Origin of the sequence: Paenibacillus sp. J2TS4 (assembly GCF_018403245.1) — a bacterium.
Lineage (GTDB): Bacteria > Bacillota > Bacilli > Paenibacillales > NBRC-103111 > Paenibacillus_L.
In genome coordinates this window covers 77,042-102,440 of the sequence record NZ_BOSH01000006.1, presented here as the reverse complement: position 1 = coordinate 102,440, position 25,399 = coordinate 77,042, and the positions used below count along the sequence as shown (strand labels likewise).

Sequence of the window (25,399 nt, the reverse complement as noted above, 5' to 3'; positions counted from 1 at the left end):
TCAAGTTTACCAATATAATTATGAAACAAGGCTTGGATATTATGAAGAGATCTGAACCAGCAGCCCTATTTAAAAGCCCGCCTTCAATGAAGGCGGGCTCGGTTAATAATGTTTAATAGGGTTCGGCCTCATGCCCCTTTTCCACCGCTTGTTCAGGCGCTTTATCCCCTTCGCGGTTGCCAAGCGGCTTTTGGCTGGAACCGCCTTGCGGTGCCTTGGCCAAGCCATCTCTTAGCCGACGTCCGTATTCATCATCTGCTTCTTCAGCCAGAGCGATCATTTTATCCTGGATGCGTTTATCGCAGCGGGAAAGATCCGATACCAGATTGGAGATCAGATCGGCTTTCTCCCATTCCTCGAACCTGCGGTACGTTTCGCCCGCCTGCTTGGTATTGCTCTGCCGGTCGATGGACTCACGCACCAGGTTTCCCTTCACCAACGGTGTATACTCCTTGCCGGCTTGCTCCGACTCCTGCAACCCGCCTAGAATCGAGGGCTCATAGTTAATATGAGGATTCTGGCCAGGGGCGCGATCCACTTTATATTGCATTTGGCCGCCGCTTTGATTCGTGGCCACCCTCTTCTTTGGCGAATTGATAGGCAGCTGCAAATAATTCGCCCCTACGCGGTGACGCTGCGTATCAGAATAGGAGAATGTCCGGCCTTGAAGCATTTTGTCATCGGAGAAATCCAGTCCATCCACAAGAACGCCTGTACCGAAGGCGGCTTGCTCTACTTCTGTGAAATAGTCCTGCGGATTTCGATTTAATACCATTTTACCGACAGGCAGCCAAGGAAACTGATCCTCCGGCCACAGCTTGGTGTCATCCAGAGGGTCAAAATCCAGCTCGGGATGCTCATCATCGCTCATAATTTGCACAAACAATTCCCATTCCGGATAGTCCCCGCGTTCAATCGCTTGGTATAAATCCTGGGTCGCGTGATTAAAATTGGTCGCCTGAATTTCACTGGCTTCTTCTTGGGTCAAGTTTTTAATGCCCTGCTTGGGCTCCCAATGATATTTGACGAGAACCGCTTCGCCCTCCTGGTTTACCCATTTATATGTATTAACCCCGGAGCCCTGCATCATGCGGTAGTTAGCCGGTATACCCCAAGGGGAATACACAAAAGTAACCATATGGAACGATTCGGGTGAGCTGGCGCAAAAGTCAAAAAATCTCTCTGCATCCTGAATGTTTGTAATAGGATCCGGTTTGAACGCATGAATCATGTCCGGAAACTTCATCGCATCACGGATAAAGAAAATTTTCAGATTATTTCCGACCAAATCCCAGTTTCCATCCTCTGTATAAAATTTGACGGCAAATCCCCGAGGATCGCGAAGCGTTTCCGGGGAATGCCCCCCATGGATAACAGACGAAAACCGGACAAAGACCGGAGTTTGCTTGCCCTTTTCCTGGAACAGCTTGGCTCGCGTATACTTGGATACCGGTTCTTCACCGACGGTTCCATAGGCTTCGAAGTAACCGTGTGCCCCCGCACCACGAGCATGAACCACCCGCTCCGGAATTCGCTCTCGATCAAAGTGGCTGATTTTTTCGATGAAATCATAATTTTCCAACGTGGCCGGACCCCGATTGCTTACGGTTCTTATATTTTGATTGTTAGTAATGGGATGGCCTTGCCGGTTAGTCAAGGTAAAGTCATTTTCCTTGTTCTGTTCGCCGCCATGCGATGGATCTTTGCTCATGATTAGCCCTCCTAAACCTCTGTGGACCGATGGTCCTATGATTGGATAGTCCTTTTTCCCAAACGATTTGCTGTCTTATATTTTGCTACATTTTTAATAAAAAATTCTTATATTCCCAATTTATTCTCGTTCGCTTCGAATTATGAGAAAAACCATTATCGGAGTCCTTCCACGATGAGCAACCGCTTTTAATAGAGCCTTTTCGCCAAATAGGATGAATTGGAATTTCGGAAGCAGAAACTTATAAATTCTATATATGATTAACAGAATTTTCATATCTATTCCTACTAAAGACCTTTTATATAGGTCTTTTAGTCTATATAATGATTAAAAGCCTCCTGGTTATGCCTGGATGCAGATGTCGTCGAACGGGTCCTGCTTGGATTGTGCCTTGTCGATGCTTCCATGGAGGAAAGAATTACACCGTTCATTTTTACATACACCCCTGGGAGGTATTCATGAAAAATCTAAAATTACAAAAGCAAATTCTTATTCCTTTCCTTAGCTTGATCTTGCTGGCATCCATTATTCTCTCGTCCGCCAGCTACCTGTTCAGTGTCAATATGACAGTAAGTACTCTGAACAAAAACATCGGAAATTCGATCGAAGAGACTAATCGGATGTTTGAACGATTTTTTAGAAAAGTGGAAAAGCAATTAACCGCCATTTCCGAGAATGGAATGATCAGCGAATATTCCCCTACCCCGGAGAACGAAGCCTCTTTGCTGTCGTTGTTCCAGATGTATCATACAGCTAATAATGATATAACGAACATTTATCTCGGTACGGAGGAGGGCAGAATTACATTGTATCCAGAAGACCAGACGCTGCCGTCCGACTATGATCCGCGTACGCGTCCCTGGTATGAAGAAGCTATTCTTAATAAAGACCAAACCGTTTGGACAGAGCCGTACCTGAACGCAACGGACGGATCGCTTGTGGTAAGCGCGGCTAAGGCCGTCGATAAGGGCGGCGACACATTAGGAGTCCTGGCTATAGATGTTTCGCTTAACGAACTGATCGAGCTAATTGAAAATATTCAAATCGGCCAAGAGGGATATGCTGTCTTGTTCGACGACAAGGGAACCTTCCTCTATCACCCGGACAGCGAATTGAGCGGCGCTGACGTAACGCAGGAAGAATACTACATAAAGATGTCTGAAGCCGGAGAAAAGGGAGTCATTTCTTATAATTTCTACGGAAACGAGAAAATGTTCAGCTTCACGACAAATCCGACCACAGGCTGGCGGTTGGCGGGAACGGTGTATGTGAATGAATTTAAACAAGAAGCCGCACAATTGATCAAGCCGTTAGCTATAATGACTATTATCGTATTGCTGGCAGCGGTCATTATCTCTTACTACTTCACCAGAAGAATCACTAAACCGATCCACAGCCTGATGGCCTCTATGAAAGAAGTGGAGCAGGGCCGCTTGAATATCCGGGTGGATCTCGAGCGCAAGGACGAAATCGGACAACTGGCCAGCGTGTTTAATAGTATGGTCACCAAAATACGCAGTTTGATCGGCAGCATCGATCAGATTTCGGATAAAGTGAAGGAAGCGTCGCAGACACTTGTCGCCAATACGGAAGAAAACCAGGCGGCCAGCAGTGAAATTACGCGGGCAGTAAACCAAATCGCGGAAGGAGCTGGTCAGCAGGCAGAACTAGTCGAGCAGACGTCCGAAGCCATCTATAATTTAGCCGATCGCATGACAGACATCGAGACTCAGAGCCGCTCCATGGAAGCAGAGTCGCAAACTATGCTTGCTATTTCTCAGGAAGGAATGGATCGGATTACGCAGCTAAAGAAGCAGGCCATCCTTACGAATCACTCCATGGGGCAAATTGTTGAGGCCATTGCGTTATTAAATGAGCGAACCGGGAAAATAAGCGAGATTGTTAATACCGTGTCGGACATTGCTGCACAAACCAATCTGTTGGCACTCAACGCCTCCATTGAGGCGGCGCGCGCTGGAGATGCCGGCCGCGGATTCACCATCGTCGCCGATGAGGTCAAAAAGCTGGCGAACCAGTCCCAGGACGCGCTTGGCTTAATTGGCAGCATCATTAATGAAATTAGCGGCGAAACCGAAAATACTTTGTCAATCATCCAAGAGTCCAACCAAATAATCCAACAGCAGGACGTTGCGGTATCCGATACCGATTCAGCCTTCCGTACGATTATGAGCACAGTGGAATCTAACACGGAACAGATCCGAAGCATAGCCGAGCATATCAAGGAAACGGCGCGGCAAAAAGAAAGTATCATCCAGGCGATGGAAATCGCCAATTCCGTTACCGAAGAAACAGCAGCCGGAACGGAAGAAGTTTCTGCGACGGTTGAACAGCAAAGCGATTCGATCAGCCAGCTCACTCAACTGGCTGAAGAGCTGGACCAGCTCGCCTGGAAATTGTCTGAGGAATTAAAGCATTTCCGTATAACCTAATTGAAAGCGGAATAGCGATAGCTTGCCCGTGAGAAAACCGCCCTTCCTCTTTCTAGAGACATAGGGCGGTTTCTTTAATTTTTGAAAACAACCGATTTCTTACATTAGCTTTACACTTGATTAACACGCGCTTAACATAACCGTTTTATGATAGACATGTGCAATAAAATTACTATTAAACGGAGTGGGGGAAAACAATGCAACGTAAAAACTTAAGCTTTATCCTTTTGGCTATCGCTTTGTCCAGCTTGTTAATTTTGGCAGCATGCGGCAGTAACAACAGTGGTTCGAACAATGGCAGCGGAGGCTCGACTCCTGCTGCGTCAGAAACAAACAAACCTAATGATAAGGAACCAAAGAATGATTCAAAAAAGGATAAAGAAATTTCAGGCTCTATCGTTGCCCTCGGTTCATCGGCTATGCAGCCGCTAGTGGAAGAAGCAGCAGCTCAATTTATGGAGAAGAACAGTAAAGCGCAAGTTCAGGTACAAGGTGGCGGCAGCGGAACCGGATTGAGCCAAGTAGCCTCCGGCGGTGCGGACATCGGCAACTCCGATATTTTTGCCGAGGAGAAAAGCGATGTCGATGCTTCCCAACTCGTTGATCATAAAATAGCCGTGGTAGGTATGGGGGCTGTAGCAAACCCCAACGTTGGCGTAGACAACTTAACCAAACAGCAATTGATTGATATTTTTACAGGCAAGATTAAGAATTGGAAAGACGTAGGCGGCGCTGATCAAGAAATCGTATTAGTCAATCGCCCGCAAAGCTCCGGTACCCGAGCAACCTTCTTCACCTTCGCATTGGATAAAAATGAAGAGAGCGAAGGCATTACCGAGGATTCTTCCGGTACCGTTAAAAAAATCGTCGGAGAAACTCCTGGAGCCATAGGATATCTGGCCTTCTCCTATTTCGATGAAACGGTAAAACCTATCTCCATCGACGGCGTGGCTCCGACTTCCGAGAACGTCTATAACAACAGCTTCCCGGTATGGGCATATATGCACATGTATACAAAGGGTGAGCCAGAAGGAGTTGCGAAAGCATTCCTGGACTACATTCTCTCTCCTGAAATACAAGATTCTCAAATTGAAGGTAAAGATTCTTTAATTGAAGAGCTAGGCTATATCCCGGTTTCGAAAATGAAGGTCGACCGTTCCGCAGATGGAGCTATAAGTAATAAATAATCGGCTTACCATTGATTTGTTAGCGGGAAGTAAAAAGCAGAACGCAGAAGGCTGGAAGATGCGGTACCCGGGTGGCTACGGTACTGCATCTTTCGTCCATTTTGCGGCGCGCCAAATTGTAGGACCGTTGGGGGGGAAATGTAAATGGCGCATGCCAGAAAAACCGAAAAATTCAAAAAGCATCATATCGAAGAATTTCGCGGACGGATGTTCATCTATTTTTGCACCTTTTTCTTGATAATTACTTTATTGGCCATTATTTATTTTATTGCCTCCAAAGGACTGGCTACATTTTTTCAGAACCGGGTTAACCTTTTCGATTTTTTATTCGGCACGACGTGGGCCCCCGGACGAGCGGATGACGCTGGCGGGCCTCAATTCGGCGCATTCCCTTTCATATTCGGGTCGTTCGCGGTCACCATTATGGCCGCTTTGGTCAGTGCGCCCCTCGGCATAGGTGCTGCGATTTTTATGTCTGAAATCGGACCTTCATGGGGGAGAAGAATTTTGCAACCGGTGATCGAGCTGCTGGTTGGCATTCCTTCTGTTGTCTATGGATTTGTTGGTTTGACTCTCATTGTCCCCTTTCTTCGTTCCAGCTTCGATGGACTTGGATTTGGGCTGCTCGCTGGAATGATTGTGCTGTCCATCATGATCCTGCCTACGATTACAAGCGTTGCCTACGACGCAATGAAGTCGCTGCCCATCAATATTAAAGAAGCCTCCTTCGGCCTGGGGGCTACCCGTTGGCAGACCATCCGACGCGTGCTGGTTCCCGCTGCGCTGCCTGAGCTTCTTACCGGTGTCGTCCTAGGCATGGCCAGAGCTTTCGGAGAAGCATTGGCCGTACAGATGGTCATCGGTAACGCCCAGCGACTTCCTAACTCGTTGAACGATCCGACCAGTACGATTACGAGTCTGCTGACATTGGAGATGGGAAATACGGTGACAGGGACTGTTTATAATAACGCGTTGTGGTCGATGGCGCTGATCCTGCTTCTGATGTCGTTTTGCTTCATTTTCCTGATTAGATTGATAGGTAGGAGGGCAAAACATGAACGCTAAAACCTATGACCGCATTGCCACCATCGTCTTCTATCTCATCGCTATCCTTATTATCGGAATATTGGTAGGCTTAATCAGCTTCATTCTAATTAGAGGCTTGGGACACATCAGCTTTGATTTCCTTACGTCCCATCCCCAGCGAATCCGCGCGGGCGGAGGCATCGGACCGCAAATTTTCAACTCCTTCTATTTGCTGGTATTGACGATGCTCATTACGGTTCCGCTTGGCATCGGCGGAGGAATTTATATGTCTGAATATGCCAAGCGCGGCTGGGTGACGAATATGATTCGCACAACGGTGGAGGTGCTATCTTCCTTGCCTTCTATTGTCGTTGGTTTGTTCGGACTTCTGATGCTCGTCAACTTCTTCGGCTTCGGATTCTCGATTATTTCCGGTGCTATCGCATTAACGGTCTTCAATTTGCCGCTTATGGTTCGGATTACGGAACAGGGGCTCCAATCCGTTTCGGTACAGCAGCGGGAAGCCGGGCTAGCGTTAGGGTTGTCCAAGTGGAAAACCATCACCTCGATCGTTATTCCCGAAGCCTTGCCCAGCATGATCACCGGGATGGTGCTTGCCGCGGGCCGCGTATTTGGAGAAGCGGCGGCACTGCTGTTTACCGCGGGGATGAGTACTCCCCCGCTTGATTTCACGAACTGGAACCCGCTTGCGATGAATTCTCCGCTGAATCCGTTTCGTCCTGCGGAGACCCTTGCTGTGCACATTTGGAAAATCAACAGCGAAGGACTCGCCCCGGATGCGAAGCAAATTGCGGCGGGCACGTCAGCAGTATTGGTCATTGTCGTGCTATTGTTTAATCTTATCGCCAGATGGTTCGGAAAGTGGATTCACCGCATCATGACGGCTGGTAAATAGGAGGGCTTAGAATGATCAGAATACAAGAGGACGTACTGTCGGAGAGCCGCTCGATTCCTCGGGAAATAGCGTTGGAAACCAAAAATCTGCAGGTCTATTATGGAGATTTTCATGCCATCAAAAACTTGTCACTGGGCTTCCCCAAATATGAGGTTACCGCATTGATCGGACCTTCCGGCTGCGGCAAATCTACGTACCTGCGGACATTGAATCGGATGAACGATCTGGTACAGGGAGCCCGATACGAAGGAGAAATCTGGTTCGAGAATATGAATCTGAATGATCCCGGGATCGATGTGGTAGATATTCGTAAGCGCATCGGTATGGTATGGCAGCGGCCAAATCCTTTTCAAAAATCGATCTTTGAAAATATCGCTCTAGGCCCGAGATACCACGGAGTTCGCAGCAAGGCTATGCTGGAAGAGATTGTGGAAGAAAGCTTGAGGAAGGCAGCGCTTTGGGATGAGGTGAAGGATAGACTGCATACCTCCGCCCTTTCCTTGTCCGGTGGACAACAGCAGCGCCTATGTATAGCCCGGTCCATTGCTCTGAAGCCGGAAATTCTGCTGCTGGATGAACCCGCATCCGCCTTGGATCCGATCTCGACCATCAAAATCGAAGAGCTGATTTCCATACTAAAGAAGGACTATACCATCATCATGGTGACACATAATATGCAGCAGGCCGCAAGAATTTCATCGCATACCGCATTTTTTCTAATGGGTGAATTGGTTGAATTTGATCAGACTTCCAAGCTATTTATGAATCCGGAACAACAGAAGACAATGGATTACATTACAGGAAGATTTGGATAGAAACCTAACCTTCTAACAAACTCTGCAAGTTCGGTGAGGGTTAGCCGGAATTCCGGGGGAGCAATCCCCCTTTGCCTGTTAGCTTGTCCCTTTCCTAATATTACAATACCAACATTTGCTTGGAAAATGAGAAAAACTCCTGTCGGAGTCCTTCGAAGATGATCGACCGCGTTTAAAGGTTGTTTTTATCGCCGGCATTTGGAATGGGATTCAGGAAGCGCAAACTTATAAATTCTATATGCGGTAAAAAACGCGACGCGTAATTACCGTGTCTGCGTTAAGTTAGGAAGGATCTCCCGGATCAAGCTGGTGCTTAGTCAAAATTTGGTTCAGTTCCTTCATAAACATATTGATATCTTTGAACTGGCGGTAAACCGATGCAAAACGAACATAAGCTACCTCATCGACAGGATAGAGCTGGTTCATCAGGATTTCTCCAATTTTCCGGCTCTCCACTTCATTCTGGGCCGTGTTGCGAATCTGCTTCTCTACTTCTGAAACCATCTTTTCCAATGTTTCCATCGAGACCGGTCTTTTCTCGCAGGCGCGGATCAAGCCCCGCAATATTTTTTCCCGATTGAATTCCTCCCGGCTTCCATCCTTCTTGATGACTACAAGAGGAGTTTCCTCGACCATTTCAAACGTTGTAAAACGGCGGAAGCATTTCTCGCACTCCCTCCGGCGGCGGATCGATTTGTTCTCATTGGCCGCGCGTGAATCTAATACTTTAGTGCCCGAATGATCACAAAACGGACATTTCACCTTCCATTCCTCCTTCTTCCCTTTCTCCCATTTGACAATCTTCTTACCAGACGTTCCCTGTTATGATCTCATGTAAACCGCACATAATAGAATTACCAACCGACAAGGAGGTGAACAACATGGCAGCAGGACAATCTCGGGGCAGCAACCAACTGGTTGTTCCTCAAGCTAACGCCGCATTGGATCAATTAAAATACGAAGTAGCTCAGGAACTGGGTATCGCCATTCCTCAAGACGGTTACATGGGTAACATGGCTACTCGTGATGCAGGTGCAATCGGAGGTAATATCACCCGTCGTCTGGTACAAATCGCTGAACAACAACTGTCTGGCGGTAATAGATAAGGAATCTTACTTTTGTACCGATGCATCGGCAAGCTCCTTCCGGAGCTTGTCCGGTGCTTTCTAATATTTTGACACCTTAATGCTTTAATCTTACCTTTCTTTAGCGTATATTTCCATATACTTCTTATAATAATAATCGACGGAGCTGACATAATTCCTGGTTTCCCGGAATGGAATTCGATCGACATTCTGCAGCGTTCCGTCCCAGATGCCGCTTTGCTTCCATTTCATTACATTGCCCTGACCCGCATTATAGGCGGCCAGCACCTCGAATCGGTTATTATCAAAATAATTAAACAAGAAGTTAAGATAGCTTGTTCCTGCCTGAATATTAATCACCGGATTTCTAAGATCCTTGACGTCGTAAACCTTGGAGCCTTCTTTCTCAAATATCCAATCAGCGGTTTCCGGCATCAGCTGCATCAGCCCGACAGCGCCTTTCTTGGACTCGGCTTCCGGCTTGTAATTGCTCTCTACGCGAATAATCGCCGCTACCAGGAATGGGTCCAATCCATACTGCTCCGCATATTTGGTAATTTCCTCTTGATAATGAATCGGGTGAACCATTTTTCCCATCCAATTGCTGTTATAGAATAAAATCACCATTACAACAATAAAGGGCAAAAGTAACCATAGCCGACGTTTCTTCCGGGATCGTTTCATCAGAGCCCCTTTCCTTCTAAAAAGTGGTCGATTTGGCGTTCGGTATCCGAAAGACTTCCTTCATTATCTATGACAATGTCAGCCCGTTCCTTTTTCTCTTCTATAGCCATCTGAGCATCCAGTCTACGCTGCGCCTGTTCAGCGGTTAGTCCGTCCCGAGCCATCAAACGGGTCAATTGTGTAGCTCTGGAAACGTATACGACCATTACTTGCTCGAACATCGCCTGCAACCCCGACTCAAAGAGAAGGGGAACATCGACGACCACCAGACGATGTGGATCTGCCGCTTCTGCCTCCAGCATTCTTTGTTTCATCAGGGCCCGGATTTGTGGGTGAAGCAACCCTTCCAAATCTTTGCGCGCGGCAGGATCGGCAAACACAATCTCTCCCAGCTTCTTTCGGTTCAAGGAACCGTCGGGGTTAAGAACAGCTTGTCCAAAATGCGCAGCAACCTGCGCCAACAACGGTGTTCCGGGAAGGACGACCTCTCGGGCGATTTGGTCCGCATCGATCAACAGCGCTCCGCGTTCGACGAGAACGGTAGCCACGGTTGATTTGCCGCTGGCAATCCCTCCAGTCAAGCCTATATTCATACGGCTGCACTCCTAATTCATAGCTTTGTTGTATATGATCTGTCGTTACTTATAACAATTTAATAATTCCTATGATTATTAAAAAGCATCCGGGCAATATCGACATCTTTCTCATCCAGGTCAATCCGGCAAATCGAAGGCCGATATTAAGTCCGGCAGCAAGGAAAGCACCGCTCGAGACGGCAATAACAGTGGAGGTCACGTAAGGATTATATCCAAGCAAGGCCGCTCCGATACCCGCTCCAAAGGCATCCAAGGATAAAGCTAAACCAAGCAGGGCCGCTTCAGAGGGCGATATGATGCCAGAGCGGTCAATATCGGCGACGGAGGGGGTTTTTAATATTTGGATAACCAGCCCCATCCGTTTAAGCTCAATGCGGACCAGTGCCTCATTCCCTTCTTGATCCTGAGCAGCGGAAGCTTCACTTGTTGCCAGTTTGGCGGAATCGGGGCGTTCTTTAGCTTCATCCTTCTTCGGAAAAATTTGATACAGGGACCAGATTCCGATTCCTATCAGAATGAAAGCTCCAAGGGCATTGGCCATGGACGGTGAGAATAAGCGGGACAGCCAGTCTCCGATCTGCATCGAAAGAAGAATAGTAATCCCTGAGCATAAAGCAATAATAACAATCGATAGAACCGGGATTTTGATTTGTCGCAAACCATAGGTAGCCCCTACTCCGAAGCCGTCCAAACTGACAGCCAGCGCCAATATCAATAAAGACATTGTCAACATCCCAATCCCTCCAGCTAAAGAATGCCTCTGCCTGCCGCTGCTTCTTATATAAGAGCTCCGGAAGGCGAGTCAATCCCATCATATGGGGGAAGGCACTGTCGCGTGCATAATCGGGATACGGCGCTGACCGATCATTGCCGATGAGGCGATTAACCGCTATTGATCCTTCATTCTGTTCTGCTATCTATATATGTGGCACTAAAGAAAGGGATCATTCCGTTCCGAAGGAAGATAACTCGCCCTGGAAGCATCTTTCTTTCTCCACTCCATGATGATCTATTAAAACTTAGTTAGAGATAAGGACGCCTTCTTCATGTTAATCTCCCTCTCGCGATTCCTGCTAAAAACAGCTTTACTGATTGCTTGCCTTGGCCTTGCCGGCTCTTCGACGCTTCTTAGGCGGCTGACAGTTCGGGCAATAGTGAGTGCCCCGGCCGCCCAGTACGGTCTTGACAATAGCATGTCCACACTCATTGCAGCCCTGCTCCTTGCGGCCGTACACATTCAGCTGCTGCTGAAAAAGACCCATCTCCCCTTGACCGTTAACATACGATTTAATCGATGAGCCGCCCGCGTCAACCGCTTCTTGCAGCGTTCGAATAATCGCTTCATGAAGCCGAAGCCACTCTGGACGGGTTAGGGAATCCGCCGTCCGTTCCGGATGAATGCCTGCCCTAAACAGAGCCTCATCCGCATAAATATTACCAATTCCCGCAATCCGCTCCTGGTTAAGGAGCAAAGGTTTGATTTTAGTCGATCGATGGGCCATCTCCTTGCGGAGAGCCTCGAGGGTAAACTCTGGGGCCAGCGGCTCTAATCCAAGCTTATGCAGAGGGGGCAGAATAAATTCATCTCCGGGAGAGAACAAATGCATAGTTCCGAATTGGCGTACATCCTTGTAGCGAAGCTCGGTTCCATCATCAAAATGGAAGACAACATGGGTATGCTTCTCTACAGGATCCTCTGAAGCATATAAGCCATAACGTCCCTCCATCCGCAGATGAGACACCAGCACAAGTCCATCCAGCAGGAATCGGAGAAATTTCCCCCTGCGCTCAATCGCAATAATCGATCTTCCCCTCAGGATCGCGCAGAATTCCTCCGGATCGGATGGACGCTGGATAATGCGCCCCAGGTGGACGCTAACATCACTTATATGTTTACCTTTAACCAATTGATTTAACGTTCGAACTACCGTTTCAACCTCAGGAAGCTCCGGCATTATCCTTCACCTCTTGCCGTCATATATTGACGCATTAAAAGATGGTACCCCATTCAAAATGGCCAAACTATGTTGTCACCGCCGTTATGTGGTAGATCAATCTTTAAAATGCTGATTTTACAAATATGACAATAATTCTAGTTAACATGACTAGCATACAGGAACCCCGTTCCGAATGCCAATCGGACTTCACTTCGCTTCGTACCAATTATCTCCTATACTGACATCAGCTCTAAGCGGAACATCCAGCTTGAGTGCTTGCTCCATAGTTTCAGGTACAAGGCGTTCCATCATTTCCAGTTCAGCCTCCGGCACCTCGAATACCAATTCGTCATGAACCTGAAGGAGCATCCGGCTCTCCAGCTTCTCTTCCTTTATCCTCTCAGCCAGTTGAACCATGGCCAGCTTGATAATGTCTGCTGCCGTTCCCTGGATCGGTGTATTCATAGCCGTCCGCTCGGCAAATGATCGGAGATTATAATTGGATGCATTAATTTCCGGTAAATAACGGCGGCGTTGCAGCAGCGTCGTTACATACCCGTCCTTGCGAGCCTTCTGCACGATTTCTTCCATATATCCTCGAACTCCCTGAAAGACAGAGAAGTACTGCTCTATAAATTTGGCCGCCTCGGCGCGGGTGATATCCAGATTCTGCGATAAACCATAGTCGCTGATTCCATAAACAATTCCGAAGTTGACCGCCTTGGCTGAACGGCGCATATTGGAATCGACGTCCGACTCTGCCACCCCGAACACATCCATCGCCGTTTTGGTATGGATGTCCATATTGTGATGGAAAGCTTCCATCAGCTTCTCATCTTGAGAAATATGGGCAAGGACACGCAGCTCGATCTGCGAATAATCCGCTGCGAGAATCTTCCACCCGGGTTCGGAAGGCACGAACACTTTACGAATTTTACGTCCTTCCTCCAAGCGGATCGGAATGTTCTGCAGGTTGGGGTATTGGCTGCTGAGCCTGCCGGTTGCCGCGATCGTTTGTTTATAGTAAGTGTGAATTTTACCCGTTTGCTCGTTCACTTCTTTGAGCAGGCCTTCAATATAAGTCGATTGAAGCTTGGCTAGCTGGCGATAGGTCAGCAGATGCTGAACGATTTCATGGCGGGAAGCGAGCTTCTCCAGCACTTCCGCATCGGTGGAATACCCGGTCTTTGTTTTTTTGATGACAGGCAGTTGGAGCTTGTCGAACAAAACCTCGCCCAGCTGTTTAGGAGAATTAATGTTAAATTCTCCCCCGGCCAAGTCATAAATAGTCGCAACTAAATCTTGAATGCGCTCGTTCAGTTCGCCTCCAAGCGTCCTGAGCTCTTCCGAATGAACGAGAATTCCCTGCTTCTCCATCCCTCCCAGAACAGAAGATAACGGCATCTCCAATCCATGAAACAGATCCGTCATCTCGCCTTTCTCGAGCTCCTGCTCGAGTATTGGCGTCAGCTTCGCAATTCCTTCCGCTTTACGGCCCATATGATCCTTTAACGTCTGGATATCCGGCAGCTTGAATTTGGCCCCTTTGCCGTAGACGATTTCATCTTCCTTCAATCCCCGAATCGAAAATTTGGAAGCGATGGCGGCAAGCGAATGACTGGCTTCAGTCGGGTCCAGCAAGTAAGAGGCAAGCTGCACGTCGAAGGAGCAGCCTTTAAGCTCTATCCCTTGCCAGGACAGGGCTACGTCTGCCCGATGAACATCATAGGAGGCCACCTGCTTGGCGGGATCGGCCAGCCATTCGCGGATCGCCGTCCCTTCCTTCGACTGGAGAACCTCCAGCGGAGCATAGTAAGAAGCTTCTCCGTCGTAGAAGGATATCCCGACTACATCGGAATGGTGAGGATTATCCCCGATCACTTCAACATAGATGGCCGTCACCTTCTGAAGCTTGCCGGTCCACTCTGCCGCCGAATGCTCGTCCAGCAAAATGCAATCAAGCTCCGCAGCAGCCTCTTCCTCCACGTCGGATGAAGCGAAATCCATCTTATCGAGCAAAGACTTGAATTCAAGCTTCTGAAACATGGCCGCCAAGGCTTGCCCTTCGCTTCCGTTGAATACCATTTCATCCAGCGTCAGCTCCATCGGCACCTCGCGATATATGGTAGCCAGCTCCTTGCTCATACGGGCATCTTCGGAGTGAGCCTGTACCTTTTCTTTCATCTTCCCCTTCAGCTCATCGGAATGCTCCAGCACTTGCTCTACGCTTCCATATTGATGAAGCAGCTTAAGCGCCGTCTTCTCTCCTACTCCCGGGATGCCCGGGATATTATCCGAGGAATCGCCCATCAGCCCTTTCAAATCGATAATTTGCAAAGGCTGAAGACCGTACTTTTCCTCAATCGCGCCGGGATCGTACAGCTCGACCTCGCTGATTCCTTTGCGGGTCAGGGCAATCGTCACCTGGGACGAAGCCAACTGCAGCATGTCCTTGTCCCCGGTTACTACGAGCACCTCGATCCCCTGGTCGTCCGCCAGACGAGTCAGCGTTCCGATAATATCGTCCGCTTCGTAGCCTTCCAGTTCAAACTGGGAAATGCCAAAAGCCTGCAGCAAATCCTTGAGCAGGGGAAATTGCTCGGACAGCTCCGGCGGTGTCTTCGCCCTCCCGCCTTTATATTCTTTATAATCTTTATGCCGAAACGTGATTTTACCGGCGTCAAACGCGACCATAAAATGCGTCGGCTTCTGTTCTTCTATCAGCTTGAGCAGCATCGTCGTAAAGCCGTAAACGGCATTGGTGTGCAGTCCACTGGAGTTGCTTAACAAGGGCAAAGCATAAAAAGCTCGGTTGGCAATACTGTTGCCGTCGATCAAAATTAATTTACTCATGCACACACCCCATTTTTCATTCTAGTTTAATCATAGCATACGACAGACAGGGCACGAAAGCAGCAGGATAAATTAGTTAGAACGCGCATACAGATTAATTAATTAAAGCTATTTATTTTGAACCATGAGGTGACGGATTTTGAAACGTTTATTTACTCCGGAGAAGAAAAAAGTACTTTTTTTCGACATGAACCAAACGTTGCTGGACCCTGCGGCAACGTTTAACGAAAGCTTTATCGAGGTCATCCGAGAGTATACAGATCGTTGGAGCCTGCAGGATAACGGGATGGCGGAGCAAATTCTAGCCAACTATTACAGCGAATACAGCTCAAAAGCCAGATCCAAAAAAAGAACCTCCCAATCCCGGCTCGAAATAAAGCAGCAATGTTTGGCGGGCGCATTGAAACCGCTCCCTCTCCCCCAACATCCATCCTTCATTAAATCATTGCTTCAGCAAATCGAAGAAAAAGGGCAGCGATCGCCCAAGCCCTATCCCGGTGTATCCGCGACGCTGGAATCGTTATCGGCCCATTATCGGCTGGCCATTATAAGCAATGGCAGGCAGGAAAAACATGAACGGAATCTGGTCTCCATGCGGCTCGACCGGTTTATCCCATTGAACCATCTATTTACTTCGGCTCACAGAGACAAGCGTAAGCCTCATTCTGCTATTTTTTTGCATGCGCTGCAGGAGATGAATGTAACTCCTAAACAAGCGGTTATGGTCGGGAACTCCTGGAACAACGATGTTCTCGGAGCGGTTCGAGTCGGCATGGATGCTATCTGGCTGCACAGGGGACATACGGAAAAAAGCTCCCTCAAAAAGATAGGGAGCCGTAAAGTGGCTGTCATACGCAAGCTGGAACAGCTGCAGGAGTTATTGTAGCACCGGGGCGATGACGAGGATCTACAGATTAAGATCCTTACGCTTGCCCGTAACTAAATAAATGACGCCTTCTCCGATGTTTGTAGCATGATCTGCCACCCGCTCCAAATAATTAGCGACCATCATCAGATGAATCAACTGTCGATTGGAGGCCGAATCCTTGCCTAACCATTCGGTTATTTCCTGCAGCATCGCGCTATAGATATTGTCGACTACATCATCTTGTTCAGCTAGTGCCGCTGCACGCTGAATGTCCCTTTCCGTAAAAGCGAGCAAGCTTTCCTTCACCATCTCCATAGCCGCCTCAGCCATGCGCGGTATATCAATGAGCGGCTTGACCAGCTTCTCTCCAGAGAGCCGAATCGTTACCTTGGCGATGTCCACCGCATGGTCGGCGATGCGTTCCAAATCGATGGCGATTTTCAGAGTCATGCCAATGATTCTCAAGTCGGTAGCCAGAGGCTGCTGCAAGGCGATAAGGCGCAGGCACCGTTCTTCAATCCTCATCATCATCTCGTCAATCATATCATCGCGGCTGACGGTTTCTTTGGCGCTTTGTTCGTCCAGATGAGTCAAGGAATGCACCGCCTGTTGCATTTGCCGTTCTACTTCCGTCCCCATCTTCATTAAATATCGCTGCAATTCCTCCAAAGATTGCCGGTAATTCAGTCGAGTATCCACTTTTTCTCCCTCCTATTTTCCTGCCTGTTCTTATCCGAAACGGCCGGTGATGTAATCCTCGGTCCGTTGATCACCCGGCGCCGTGAATATTTTGTCTGTCTTATCGGTCTCCACTAAATAGCCGTTCAAAAAGAACGAGGTAAAGTCGGAAATGCGGGCAGCTTGCTGCATGTTATGGGTCACAATAATGATCGTATAACGCTCCTTCAAATTTTGCGTCAATTCCTCTACCTTTAACGTGGAGATTGGATCGAGCGCAGAGGTCGGTTCATCCATCAACAGCACATCCGGCTCTACCGCAAGCAGGCGAGCGATGCATAGACGCTGCTGTTGCCCTCCGGACAAGCCTAAAGCGGATTTGTTAAGCCGGTCCTTCACTTCGTCCCATAAGGCGGCCTGTCTCAGACTGCGTTCCACAATTTCCTGAAGGGCCGCTTTTTTCTTCGTGCCGTGGATTCTCGGTCCGTAAGCCACATTGTCAAATATGCTCATTGGAAAAGGATTCGGCCGCTGGAAAACCATGCCCACTCTTTTGCGCAATGAAACGACATCGGTATCCGACGTATAAATATTGTGACCATCGACCTTAACCTCGCCGTTTATTTTGACTCCCTCGATTAAATCATTCATCCGGTTCAGTGTTCGCAGAAAAGTCGATTTACCGCAGCCAGAAGGGCCGATCAGCGCACAGATCGAGTTTTCTGGAATATTCATTTCGATATCATACAGAGCCTGATGAGTACCGTAATGCAAATTTAATCGCTCCACCCTTATTTTCTCTACGTTATTCACCGGTTATTTTCCCCCCTGACAGCCTTTCTTGTCCTGTGTTTCAACTGGCCATGATTCCTTTTGCTTCAAATACGATACAGGCAAAAGCATCGTCTGCAAAGCACTTCCGAGATAACGACAATGCTGTCGGCATAAAATTATTACTCCATGAAGTGGATAAAGAAAGACTCATTTTATTCAAGTAACTTGATTATACGGAACGTATGTTATTAGAAATTCATGCCTTTGTTAACGCATTGTAAAATGTGGGCGATGAATGCTTGGGTCATCCTGTAATTGTCCAACTTGATCAAAATGCCCCTATCCAGCCCTAGGCTAAAATTGGACCAAGCCCAAATCGATAGGCATTTGAACCAGACCATGGGCTGAATCATATGATGGTCAATATGTAAAGAAATTAAGAAATGATATGGGAGGATCGATTATGAGTTCATCACTGGAGTTACCGGCAGCAGGTTTTGAGCAGCGACAATTTTTTCCGTTTTTCAGCCCTTTTTTCTTTCCACGCCGCTTTTTTCCGTTCTTCTTCCTTACTCCATTCTTTTTTCCGTTCTTTAGGGAAGATGATGAAAGAAATGAATTCTTTTATACTCATCATACATGTAGCGATGGGGATACCTTGGACCGATTGGCGGAAACGTATAACGTTCCTGCTTCCATTATCTCAGCCATGAATCCGCACATTCAGAGTGCGAAAGGCTTGAGTGCTGGTCAAAGGGTTGGAATTCCAAAGCTGCATAACATGCACACACAAACTTTATACAAGGAACAGGAGGCTCCTCACACAGCCATGCAAAAAATGCCCACACACGTTATGTCTTATCAGGCCCAGCCAAATCTTGGCCCAGCACAAACAAGCGGCAAAGCCCAACCAATGAGCGTTCCAGGTATTCATGGATTGGCTTATCATCCATACGGGATGCCCTTCGGCGCACATACCGCTTTCCATCCCCATGCCATGCCTTATGGGGCCATGGGAGAAGCCAATCTGCCCAACATAACGCCGCAAGCGACTAGTAAGGCGACTAGTAAGGCGGCTAGTCTGCCGAACATCATGCCATACGCAGCCAATCAGCCTAATATCATGCCGCATGCTACGATGGCAGCAGCTAACGAACCGAACATCATGCCGCATGCTACTATGGCCGCTCATGAGCCTTACATCATGCCGTACTCTACTATGGCGGCTCATGAGCCTAATGTGATGCCTTATGCCACGATGGCCGCTCATGAGCCCAACATCATGCCGTACTCTACTATGGCGGCTCATGAGCCTAATGTGATGCCTTATGCTACGATGGCGGCTCATGAACCCAACGTGATGCCTTATGCTACGATGGCGGCCAACGAGCCGAACGTCATGCCGTACTCTACCATGGCAGCTCATGAGCCGAACGTCATGCCGTACTCTACTATGGCAGCTCATGAGCCGAACGTCATGCCGTACTCTACCATGGCAGCTCATGAACCTAACATGATGCCTTATGCTACGATGGCGGCTCATGAGCCCAACATCATGCCGTACTCTACTATGGCGGCGAACCAACCTAACATCATGCCGTACGCGGCCCACCATCCGAACATGATGCCGTTTGCCGCTATGGCGGCTAATGAACCTAACATGATGCCACACGGAACGATGCCGGAGACATTCAGCCAGCCTAATGTGATGCCCTTCGGGACTAAGGCCGAATCGTTCGCTCAGCCTAATGTGATGCCTTTCGGAACTAAGGCTGAAGCAGCCGAAAAATCCTCTCCTTACAGGTCGACTTCACCAACTCTGTTCAGCACTGAAAAGCATCGTTCCTAGCTTGCATGAATGGCTATCTCTTAGCTCATCATACAAGCGAAGGAGCCGGGGAATTATCCTCGGCTTCTTTTTTTATATGAAAAGAATGGTAAGCAAACATCGGCATTTCCTGAACTTCATCAGATTGTAAACAAGTTGACATTAACTCCTCACAAATTATGTGAAAAAGATCACACTTTTCTGATTAATATAGAGTTAAGAGGATTAATTTTCTGTTTAACGAAAGGAAGCGAGAAGATGAGCAGCTACAAAAAACAGGAGAAAAAGCTAATTATTCTTTGTGTCGTTACAGCTTTTATTATGCTGCTGGCTTTAGTACGCAGACTGATTTGACCCTAACGGTCGAAAGGAGATGGGACCCTTGTTTGCTAACGATCCTGCTCTGTATAGTAGAATTTTGACGGGCTTGACGCTCGGCTTTCATATTATTTTTGCCACGGTTGGCGTTGGAGTGCCGCTTATGATCGCCTTGGCCGAGTGGACAGGCATCCGCCGCAAGGACCCGCACTACATTTTGCTGGCCAGACGCTGGGCCCGCGGCTTTGTCATCACCGTCGCCATTGGTGTTGTCACCGGGACTGCGATTGGCTTGCAATTAAGCCTGCTCTGGCCGAGCTTTATGCAAGTAGCGGGCCAAGCTATTTCCCTGCCGCTTTTTATGGAGACCTTCGCCTTCTTTTTTGAAGCCATTTTCCTCGGAATCTATTTGTATACATGGGATCGGTTTAAAGGCCGCTTTACCCATTTTTTACTCGTCATCCCTGTCGTCATCGGTGCGTCCGCTTCTGCTTTCTTCATTACTACCGTCAACTCGTTCATGAATACACCGCAAGGCTTTACGCTAGAGGGGAATAAAATTGTCGACATCCAGCCGTTGGCGGCCATGTTCAATCCAGCCACGCCGACGAAGGTGTCTCACGTTCTCTCTTCAGCCTACATGACCAGCGCCTTCATTCTCGCTGCTATTGCCGCCTTTTCCCTGCTTAAGAAAAGGGACCATATCTATTATAAAAAAGCATTGAATTTAACAATGACTGCTGCCTTGATTTTTTCTATATCGACCGCTCTTATCGGTGATTTCTCCGGTAAATTTCTTGCCAAGTATCAGCCGGAAAAGCTGGCCGCCGCCGAATGGCATTTTGAAACGGTGGAAAAAGCCCCGCTCGTGCTGGGAGGAATTCTGACAGAAGACAACCAAGTTAAATATGCGATTGAAATCCCTTATGCGCTCAGTATACTCGCTCATGGCAAACCCAATTCCGAAGTGATTGGGCTGAACGACTTTCCTGCTGACGAGATACCGCCGCTCTATATTCACTATTTATTCGATGGAATGGCCATTATCGGCATGACCTTAGCTCTCATATCTGTAATATATATCATCCTGCAATACAAAAAATCGTGGAATCCGTATCGCCGTTCCATGCTGCGGCTCATTGTGGCCAGCGGACCGCTCGCGATGCTGGCGATCGAATTCGGCTGGATTTTTGCGGAGGTGGGCCGACAACCCTGGATATTGCGGGGGTATATGAAGACGGTGGAAGGAGCGACTACCTCCGAGCACGTAGGCTCCATGCTTATTTTGTTCAGCCTGCTCTATATCGTTCTGGCCGTAACCTGCATTAAAGTGCTGAGCAAGCTGTTCCGCAACCATCCGGCGGAAAAAGAACTGGAGGAACTCGCAGCGGAAGGAGGGAATCCTCTATGAGCTATGAAGTGCTGGGAATCACAGTCCTCTGGATCTTCTTATACGGATATCTGATTGTAGCGTCCATCGATTTCGGAGCTGGCTTCTTCAGCTATTCCAGTATGATTACAGGCAAAAGGCACGTGATCCAAGGAGTCATTGAACGCTATTTGTCCCCGGTGTGGGAAGTGACTAACGTTTTTCTGGTCTTTTTCTTCGTCGGCATTATCGGGTTCTTCCCGGATACCGCCTATTATTTTGGGACCGCCTTGCTGCTTCCGGGGAGCATCGCCATTATTTTGCTGGCCATCAGAGGTTCTTATTATGCTTTTGGGACTTACGGGGCCAAGAACAGCCGGGTTTATGCTTTTCTCTATGGAGCTACCGGCTTGCTCATCCCGGCCGCTCTGTCTACGGTACTGACCATTTCGGAAGGCGGCTATATTACGGTGGTCGACGGGAAGGTCACCTTTTTGTATGAGCAGTTCTTCCTCAGTCCCTATTCATGGGCTGTCGTTATGTTGGCCATTGTCAGCGTGCTTTACATTTCGGCTGCTTTCCTGACTTATTACGCGTCCAAGGCGAAGGACGCGGCCGCTCTCGAAATTTTGCGCAAATACGCGATCGCCTGGAGCATGCCGACTATTATTGCGAGCCTGTTCGTATTCTTCTTTATCAATCATCACAATCCGATCCATTTTGAGAAAATGGTCGAGCTGTCCTGGATGTTCGTCCTGTCCTTCCTCTGCTTCCTGGTCGCTTTCTATAATCTGTGGAAGGGACGCCGTTACGGAACCGCCTTTATCTTCGTCATGCTGCAGTACGCCTTTGCTTTCTTCGGGTATGGAGCGGCGCATTTGCCTTACTTGCTATACCCGTATGTGACGATTTACGACGGCTTTACGAACGATACGATGGCCCTTGCGCTAATCATTGCCTTCGTCGCGGGACTGCTTCTGCTCATTCCGTCTTTGTTCCTGATCATGCGACTGTTCCTGTTTGACAGCAAATATGTGCAAGGCAAACCATCGAGGAAAGGGTGATAGAGATGGATCTTGACTTTTTTCTAATGATGATCGCGCCCCCGCTAGTGATCGTTCTGTCTATTGCGGCTTTGTTCATCTGGGGGCCATTCCTGAATCCCAAGAAATAGTGATGGAAAAAGCAGCGGGGCAGAGATTCTGACCCGCTGCTTCATACTTGCCATTACCGATGCGATAATCCGGCCGCGGCAAGCACCTTGTCGATCCCCGCTTTAGAACGCGTGAGAAGTTCCTGCACGGTCTGCTTCGGAGGTTCCTTCGTCAGTACCTCCTGGGTCACTGCTCCCTGATACCCCGCTTGCTCCAACGCCTGCAAAAATGCCGGCAAATCAATCACGCCTTCTCCCGGATACACACGATCGTTATCCAGCACCTTCTCCACAGGCCCAGGCGGTGCGTCGTTAATATGCACGTGAACGATTTGCTCTGGCCGCAGCCTAGTTATGTCCTCTTTCTGCAAGCCGGTCGTATACCAGTGGTAAGAGTCCAGCAGCAAGCCGACATTCGGCTCTCCGATCGCATCTATGACATCAAGCACGGCCTCCTGCGTCCATAGGAACGGGTGAGTCCACTGTGTTCTTAGATGATGCGGACCGACATACTCGAGCCCCAGGCGAATGCCGTAGGCACCGAGCATTTGCGCACATAGCCGGAGACGCTTGATCGCCTGCGCCATGAAGGGGGCCGGAAGGGCATCGGTCGCAGGCAGGATGTACGTGCAGCAGCTTGTACAGCCAATGGCCGCAGCCGCCTTGGCCACCTCCAGCAGCCTGGTCAGCCCGTCGCGAAACGCTTCATCCGTTGTTCGCCAATCCACGGGCAAGCCACAAGAAGACCAGGCCATATTATGTTTGGCCAGCCAAGCATTCGCTCCTTCCGCACCCAACCGCGCCACAAATTCTGCAGGATCTCCATCTATCGCACGAAACCCATATTCTGCGGCGGCTTCAATAAACTGTTCATCGCTCCCGGCGTCTCCGATTCCTGCCCGAGTTAGTCCATAGATCACCTCAGATTACCTCCCGTCGCTTAAAGATGTTGTTCATAAAAAGTCCCCTTTTGATCACGAAGGATAGCAAGCAAAAGATTGACTTTTTGAACATTCAATCTATAGGTCCCAATTCAGTTTGACTTCACTGCCGGTTCGTGACGATTCATAAATCGCATCCAGCACCAAATTGTTCGTATACCCGCTGAGTGCAGAGGTAATGGGCTCCTTCCCTTCCCGAATACATTCCAGGAAGTGACGGCTTAACCGCCCGCGCGCGCCTTCATCTTCATCAAGCGTCTGGAGATCCATTTCCGTTGCACGATTGAATTTCTCTGTTAACAGCTTGCCAGAGCTTCCCCTATAGCTCGCTCCCCCATCGGTGCCCATAAGGTGGAGGAAAGGAGTGCTGTCGGTATCCATATGCACGGCCCAGCTTACCTCCAACGTCAGCGAGCTGCCGTCCTCCATCTTGATTATTGCCGTAGCCAAATCCTCCACATCGTAGATGCCTTCCCAATTAGGCTTGCCCCAAGTGCCGATTCCTTTCTTCCTCGGTCCGAATTCCGCATAGGTAGAGCCGTAAACCGAAACCGGCTTCGGATTGCCCATCAAATACAACGCGAGATCCAGCATGTGCACACCGATATCGATCAACGGCCCGCCGCCGGATTGATCCATTCTGGTGAACCATGTCCCCCAGCCGGGAATGCCTTTGCGCCGATATAAGCCCGTCTTCGCCGTGTAGATACGCCCCAGCTCCCCACGGTCAACCTGTTCCTTGATTTGCATCGGAATCGATTCCCAACGCATCTGATGCGCCACCATCAGCTTACGATCGGTCTGACGGCTGGCCAGAAGAATTTGCCGGGCCGTCTCGGCATTCATGCCCATCGGTTTCTCCAGCAGCACATGCTTGTGAGCGGAAAGCGCTTGAACCGCGAGCGGTGCGTGAAACTGATTCGGCACGCCAATCAGTACAGCGTCTACATCCGGGCTTTGAATAAGCTCCTCGGCCGTACTGGTTATATTAGCTATCCCATACTCCTTGGCTCGAGACGCCGCTAATGGTTGAGAAACGTCCGTTATTGCTGTTATTTCACATAGATCACCCAATTGAGAAAATTGCTGCAAATGCACATTTCCGATGTTCCCGGCGCCTATCATTCCAAGTCTGATTTTGTCCGATGCAGACATAGTCATTCCCCCTAAATTATCATCATGCTTTCCTTTAGATATGATAAAATAAAATAAAACCGATTGCATACCAACCGTTTCGGAAGATGTCTCATTTTTTCGGAGGAACCCGCTTTGACTCATTTTCCAAAGTACTTAAAAACGTACCCCAATATGCATACGGCCTTTCCGCTGCATCTAAGCCTCAATCAATTGCCGCATGGGTATCCCGCACATCGCCATGATTTTCTGGAATTTTCCTATGTCGTGGAAGGATTCGGTGAAGAAATAATCAACGGGGTCTGTCATCCAATGGCGCCCGGCACCTTCACTTTCATTCTTCCTTACCAGGTGCATGAGATTGTTACCCAGCCGGGCTCTACCCTTAAGCTATATAACTGCAGTTTCAGTCTCGACCTCCTGATGGACTCCGGCATTAACGGGACCCTTGGCGGTTTGGTGAATGACTGGGACCGGCAGTCTCCTTTTACCCAATTTCAGGAACAGAATAGGGAGTATATGAAGAAGCTGCTCGAAGAGATGTACCAGGAGTATGCCGAAGGGCACCGCTGGCGGGAAACGATGCTGAAAGCGCAGCTGTGGGAAATACTGATTCGTTTCGATCGATATCGCCAGGAAACTCGCGGGGATTCTCAGCTGCCTGTCTCATCGACAGGAGTCAAGAGCTCGGTTTGGCCCATCATTCATTATATCCATAACCATTACCAGGAGGAGCTCATGCTGTCCAACCTCGCTGAAGCCTTCTCCATGAGCATGTCGCGAATCAGCGAGCTTATTAAACAAGCGACCGGACAAACCTTCGTTCATTTTCTCCATGATTTACGAATAAGGCATGCCAGCGGGCTGCTCGCGTCCACCGATCTGAGTGTCATCGAAATTGCTCATGAGGTCGGCTATGGCTCCTATAAAACTTTCTACCGTATGTTCCGGGAGAAGAAAGGCGTCATTCCAACGGAATACCGTAAAATAAAGAGATAAGCGCTGTTTAAGAGAAGAGAGACACTATCCTCTAACAAGATAGTGTCTCCGTTTGTTGCGGACAGATCGAGCTTCCG

At 48.6% G+C, this 25,399-nt stretch carries 23 protein-coding genes; 12 read left to right on the top strand and 11 right to left on the bottom strand.

Annotation, left to right across the window (positions count from 1 at the left end; genetic code table 11):
* Positions 1 to 112: 112 nt before the first annotated feature.
* The gene (locus KJS69_RS14535) at positions 113 to 1,711 is read right to left on the bottom strand and encodes a catalase (RefSeq protein WP_213584506.1); all 1,599 of its coding nucleotides are present in this window, start codon (positions 1,709 to 1,711) and stop codon (positions 113 to 115) included.
* Between the two features lie 458 nt (positions 1,712 to 2,169).
* Between KJS69_RS14535 and KJS69_RS14530 the strand changes: the two genes are divergently transcribed.
* The 5 genes from KJS69_RS14530 to pstB (KJS69_RS14510) all read left to right on the top strand — a co-directional run bounded on the left by KJS69_RS14530 (position 2,170) and on the right by pstB (KJS69_RS14510) (position 8,105).
* Positions 2,170 to 4,161, top strand: a complete 1,992-nt coding sequence (locus KJS69_RS14530) for a methyl-accepting chemotaxis protein (protein ID WP_213584505.1) — start codon at positions 2,170 to 2,172, stop codon at positions 4,159 to 4,161.
* Between the two features lie 197 nt (positions 4,162 to 4,358).
* Positions 4,359 to 5,348 carry a phosphate ABC transporter substrate-binding protein gene (locus tag KJS69_RS14525; RefSeq protein WP_213584504.1) on the top strand — a complete coding sequence of 330 codons (990 nt, stop codon included), beginning with the start codon at positions 4,359 to 4,361 and terminating at the stop codon, positions 5,346 to 5,348.
* A 144-nt stretch (positions 5,349 to 5,492) separates the two neighbouring features.
* A complete protein-coding gene (pstC, locus tag KJS69_RS14520; protein ID WP_213584503.1) occupies positions 5,493 to 6,413 on the top strand; it encodes a phosphate ABC transporter permease subunit PstC in 921 nt (306 codons plus the stop codon).
* On the top strand, positions 6,403 to 7,290 hold the full coding sequence (gene pstA / locus KJS69_RS14515) for a phosphate ABC transporter permease PstA (protein ID WP_213584502.1): 888 nt from the start codon (positions 6,403 to 6,405) through the stop codon (positions 7,288 to 7,290). Before pstC ends, pstA begins: the two co-directional genes overlap by 11 nt.
* 11 nt (positions 7,291 to 7,301) lie before the next feature.
* Positions 7,302 to 8,105, top strand: a complete 804-nt coding sequence (pstB, locus tag KJS69_RS14510; RefSeq protein WP_213584501.1) for a phosphate ABC transporter ATP-binding protein PstB — start codon at positions 7,302 to 7,304, stop codon at positions 8,103 to 8,105.
* Between the two features lie 282 nt (positions 8,106 to 8,387).
* Here pstB (KJS69_RS14510) and nrdR read toward each other — a convergent pair whose 3' ends face one another.
* Complete coding sequence (gene nrdR / locus KJS69_RS14505; protein ID WP_213584500.1) at positions 8,388 to 8,867, bottom strand: transcriptional regulator NrdR; 480 nt, start codon at positions 8,865 to 8,867, stop codon at positions 8,388 to 8,390.
* A 119-nt stretch (positions 8,868 to 8,986) separates the two neighbouring features.
* Between nrdR and KJS69_RS14500 the strand changes: the two genes are divergently transcribed.
* A complete protein-coding gene (locus tag KJS69_RS14500) occupies positions 8,987 to 9,211 on the top strand; it encodes an alpha/beta-type small acid-soluble spore protein (RefSeq protein ID WP_213584499.1) in 225 nt (74 codons plus the stop codon).
* 90 nt (positions 9,212 to 9,301) lie between these two features.
* Here KJS69_RS14500 and KJS69_RS14495 read toward each other — a convergent pair whose 3' ends face one another.
* From KJS69_RS14495 to polA, 5 genes are all read right to left on the bottom strand, one after another.
* Positions 9,302 to 9,874: a lytic transglycosylase domain-containing protein gene (locus KJS69_RS14495; RefSeq protein WP_213584498.1), complete on the bottom strand. Its 573-nt coding sequence runs from the start codon at positions 9,872 to 9,874 to the stop codon at positions 9,302 to 9,304.
* Complete coding sequence (gene coaE, locus KJS69_RS14490; protein WP_213584497.1) at positions 9,874 to 10,467, bottom strand: dephospho-CoA kinase; 594 nt, start codon at positions 10,465 to 10,467, stop codon at positions 9,874 to 9,876. The genes KJS69_RS14495 and coaE overlap by 1 nt, the downstream gene beginning before the upstream one ends.
* A gap of 49 nt (positions 10,468 to 10,516) precedes the next feature.
* Positions 10,517 to 11,203 (bottom strand): sporulation membrane protein YtaF, encoded by a 687-nt coding sequence (gene ytaF / locus KJS69_RS14485; protein ID WP_213584496.1) that lies wholly within the window; start codon positions 11,201 to 11,203, stop codon positions 10,517 to 10,519.
* A gap of 352 nt (positions 11,204 to 11,555) precedes the next feature.
* Entirely contained in the window at positions 11,556 to 12,425 is an 870-nt protein-coding gene (gene mutM, locus KJS69_RS14480; protein ID WP_213584495.1) for a DNA-formamidopyrimidine glycosylase, read from the bottom strand.
* A gap of 189 nt (positions 12,426 to 12,614) precedes the next feature.
* Positions 12,615 to 15,260, bottom strand: a complete 2,646-nt coding sequence (polA, locus tag KJS69_RS14475; RefSeq protein WP_213584494.1) for a DNA polymerase I — start codon at positions 15,258 to 15,260, stop codon at positions 12,615 to 12,617.
* Positions 15,261 to 15,399: 139 nt separating this feature from the next.
* Here polA and KJS69_RS14470 point away from each other — a divergent pair, with 139 nt between their 5' ends.
* The gene (locus tag KJS69_RS14470; RefSeq protein WP_213584493.1) at positions 15,400 to 16,146 is read left to right on the top strand and encodes an HAD family hydrolase; all 747 of its coding nucleotides are present in this window, start codon (positions 15,400 to 15,402) and stop codon (positions 16,144 to 16,146) included.
* 21 nt (positions 16,147 to 16,167) lie between these two features.
* Here the strand turns inward: KJS69_RS14470 and phoU are convergent, their stop codons facing one another.
* Both phoU and pstB (KJS69_RS14460) read right to left on the bottom strand, forming a co-directional pair.
* The gene (gene phoU / locus KJS69_RS14465) at positions 16,168 to 16,827 is read right to left on the bottom strand and encodes a phosphate signaling complex protein PhoU (protein ID WP_213584492.1); all 660 of its coding nucleotides are present in this window, start codon (positions 16,825 to 16,827) and stop codon (positions 16,168 to 16,170) included.
* Positions 16,828 to 16,857: 30 nt separating this feature from the next.
* Positions 16,858 to 17,619 (bottom strand): phosphate ABC transporter ATP-binding protein PstB, encoded by a 762-nt coding sequence (gene pstB / locus KJS69_RS14460; protein ID WP_213584491.1) that lies wholly within the window; start codon positions 17,617 to 17,619, stop codon positions 16,858 to 16,860.
* A 424-nt stretch (positions 17,620 to 18,043) separates the two neighbouring features.
* Here pstB (KJS69_RS14460) and KJS69_RS14455 point away from each other — a divergent pair, with 424 nt between their 5' ends.
* The 4 genes from KJS69_RS14455 to cydS all read left to right on the top strand — a co-directional run bounded on the left by KJS69_RS14455 (position 18,044) and on the right by cydS (position 22,269).
* Positions 18,044 to 19,429 carry a LysM peptidoglycan-binding domain-containing protein gene (locus tag KJS69_RS14455; protein WP_213584490.1) on the top strand — a complete coding sequence of 462 codons (1,386 nt, stop codon included), beginning with the start codon at positions 18,044 to 18,046 and terminating at the stop codon, positions 19,427 to 19,429.
* A 361-nt stretch (positions 19,430 to 19,790) separates the two neighbouring features.
* The gene (locus KJS69_RS14450) at positions 19,791 to 21,137 is read left to right on the top strand and encodes a cytochrome ubiquinol oxidase subunit I (RefSeq protein ID WP_213584489.1); all 1,347 of its coding nucleotides are present in this window, start codon (positions 19,791 to 19,793) and stop codon (positions 21,135 to 21,137) included.
* The gene (locus KJS69_RS14445) at positions 21,134 to 22,159 is read left to right on the top strand and encodes a cytochrome d ubiquinol oxidase subunit II (protein WP_213584488.1); all 1,026 of its coding nucleotides are present in this window, start codon (positions 21,134 to 21,136) and stop codon (positions 22,157 to 22,159) included. The genes KJS69_RS14450 and KJS69_RS14445 overlap by 4 nt, the downstream gene beginning before the upstream one ends.
* 5 nt (positions 22,160 to 22,164) lie before the next feature.
* Positions 22,165 to 22,269 (top strand): cytochrome bd oxidase small subunit CydS family protein, encoded by a 105-nt coding sequence (gene cydS, locus KJS69_RS30280; RefSeq protein ID WP_374706640.1) that lies wholly within the window; start codon positions 22,165 to 22,167, stop codon positions 22,267 to 22,269.
* A 53-nt stretch (positions 22,270 to 22,322) separates the two neighbouring features.
* Here cydS and KJS69_RS14440 read toward each other — a convergent pair whose 3' ends face one another.
* Together KJS69_RS14440 and KJS69_RS14435 are read right to left on the bottom strand one after the other, a co-directional pair.
* Complete coding sequence (locus tag KJS69_RS14440) at positions 22,323 to 23,168, bottom strand: sugar phosphate isomerase/epimerase family protein (protein WP_213584487.1); 846 nt, start codon at positions 23,166 to 23,168, stop codon at positions 22,323 to 22,325.
* A gap of 99 nt (positions 23,169 to 23,267) precedes the next feature.
* Positions 23,268 to 24,344: a Gfo/Idh/MocA family protein gene (locus tag KJS69_RS14435; RefSeq protein ID WP_213584486.1), complete on the bottom strand. Its 1,077-nt coding sequence runs from the start codon at positions 24,342 to 24,344 to the stop codon at positions 23,268 to 23,270.
* A 114-nt stretch (positions 24,345 to 24,458) separates the two neighbouring features.
* Here KJS69_RS14435 and KJS69_RS14430 point away from each other — a divergent pair, with 114 nt between their 5' ends.
* Positions 24,459 to 25,322, top strand: coding sequence for an AraC family transcriptional regulator (locus KJS69_RS14430; RefSeq protein WP_213584485.1), 864 nt, complete (start codon positions 24,459 to 24,461; stop codon positions 25,320 to 25,322).
* Positions 25,323 to 25,399: the final 77 nt, after the last annotated feature.

Bases quoted from the DNA above. Each gene is read 5' to 3' on its own strand.
- KJS69_RS14535 (WP_213584506.1), bottom strand. From the start codon at position 1,711: ATGAGCAAAGATCCATCGCATGGCGGCGAACAGAACAAGGAAAATGAC.
- KJS69_RS14530 (WP_213584505.1), top strand. From the start codon at position 2,170: ATGAAAAATCTAAAATTACAAAAGCAAATTCTTATTCCTTTCCTTAGC.
- KJS69_RS14525 (WP_213584504.1), top strand. From the start codon at position 4,359: ATGCAACGTAAAAACTTAAGCTTTATCCTTTTGGCTATCGCTTTGTCC.
- pstC (WP_213584503.1), top strand. From the start codon at position 5,493: ATGGCGCATGCCAGAAAAACCGAAAAATTCAAAAAGCATCATATCGAA.
- pstA (WP_213584502.1), top strand. From the start codon at position 6,403: ATGAACGCTAAAACCTATGACCGCATTGCCACCATCGTCTTCTATCTC.
- pstB (WP_213584501.1), top strand. From the start codon at position 7,302: ATGATCAGAATACAAGAGGACGTACTGTCGGAGAGCCGCTCGATTCCT.
- KJS69_RS14500 (WP_213584499.1), top strand. From the start codon at position 8,987: ATGGCAGCAGGACAATCTCGGGGCAGCAACCAACTGGTTGTTCCTCAA.
- KJS69_RS14495 (WP_213584498.1), bottom strand. From the start codon at position 9,874: ATGAAACGATCCCGGAAGAAACGTCGGCTATGGTTACTTTTGCCCTTT.
- coaE (WP_213584497.1), bottom strand. From the start codon at position 10,467: ATGAATATAGGCTTGACTGGAGGGATTGCCAGCGGCAAATCAACCGTG.
- ytaF (WP_213584496.1), bottom strand. From the start codon at position 11,203: ATGTTGACAATGTCTTTATTGATATTGGCGCTGGCTGTCAGTTTGGAC.
- mutM (WP_213584495.1), bottom strand. From the start codon at position 12,425: ATGCCGGAGCTTCCTGAGGTTGAAACGGTAGTTCGAACGTTAAATCAA.
- polA (WP_213584494.1), bottom strand. From the start codon at position 15,260: ATGAGTAAATTAATTTTGATCGACGGCAACAGTATTGCCAACCGAGCT.
- KJS69_RS14455 (WP_213584490.1), top strand. From the start codon at position 18,044: ATGAGTTCATCACTGGAGTTACCGGCAGCAGGTTTTGAGCAGCGACAA.
- KJS69_RS14445 (WP_213584488.1), top strand. From the start codon at position 21,134: ATGAGCTATGAAGTGCTGGGAATCACAGTCCTCTGGATCTTCTTATAC.
- cydS (WP_374706640.1), top strand. From the start codon at position 22,165: ATGGATCTTGACTTTTTTCTAATGATGATCGCGCCCCCGCTAGTGATC.
- KJS69_RS14435 (WP_213584486.1), bottom strand. From the start codon at position 24,344: ATGTCTGCATCGGACAAAATCAGACTTGGAATGATAGGCGCCGGGAAC.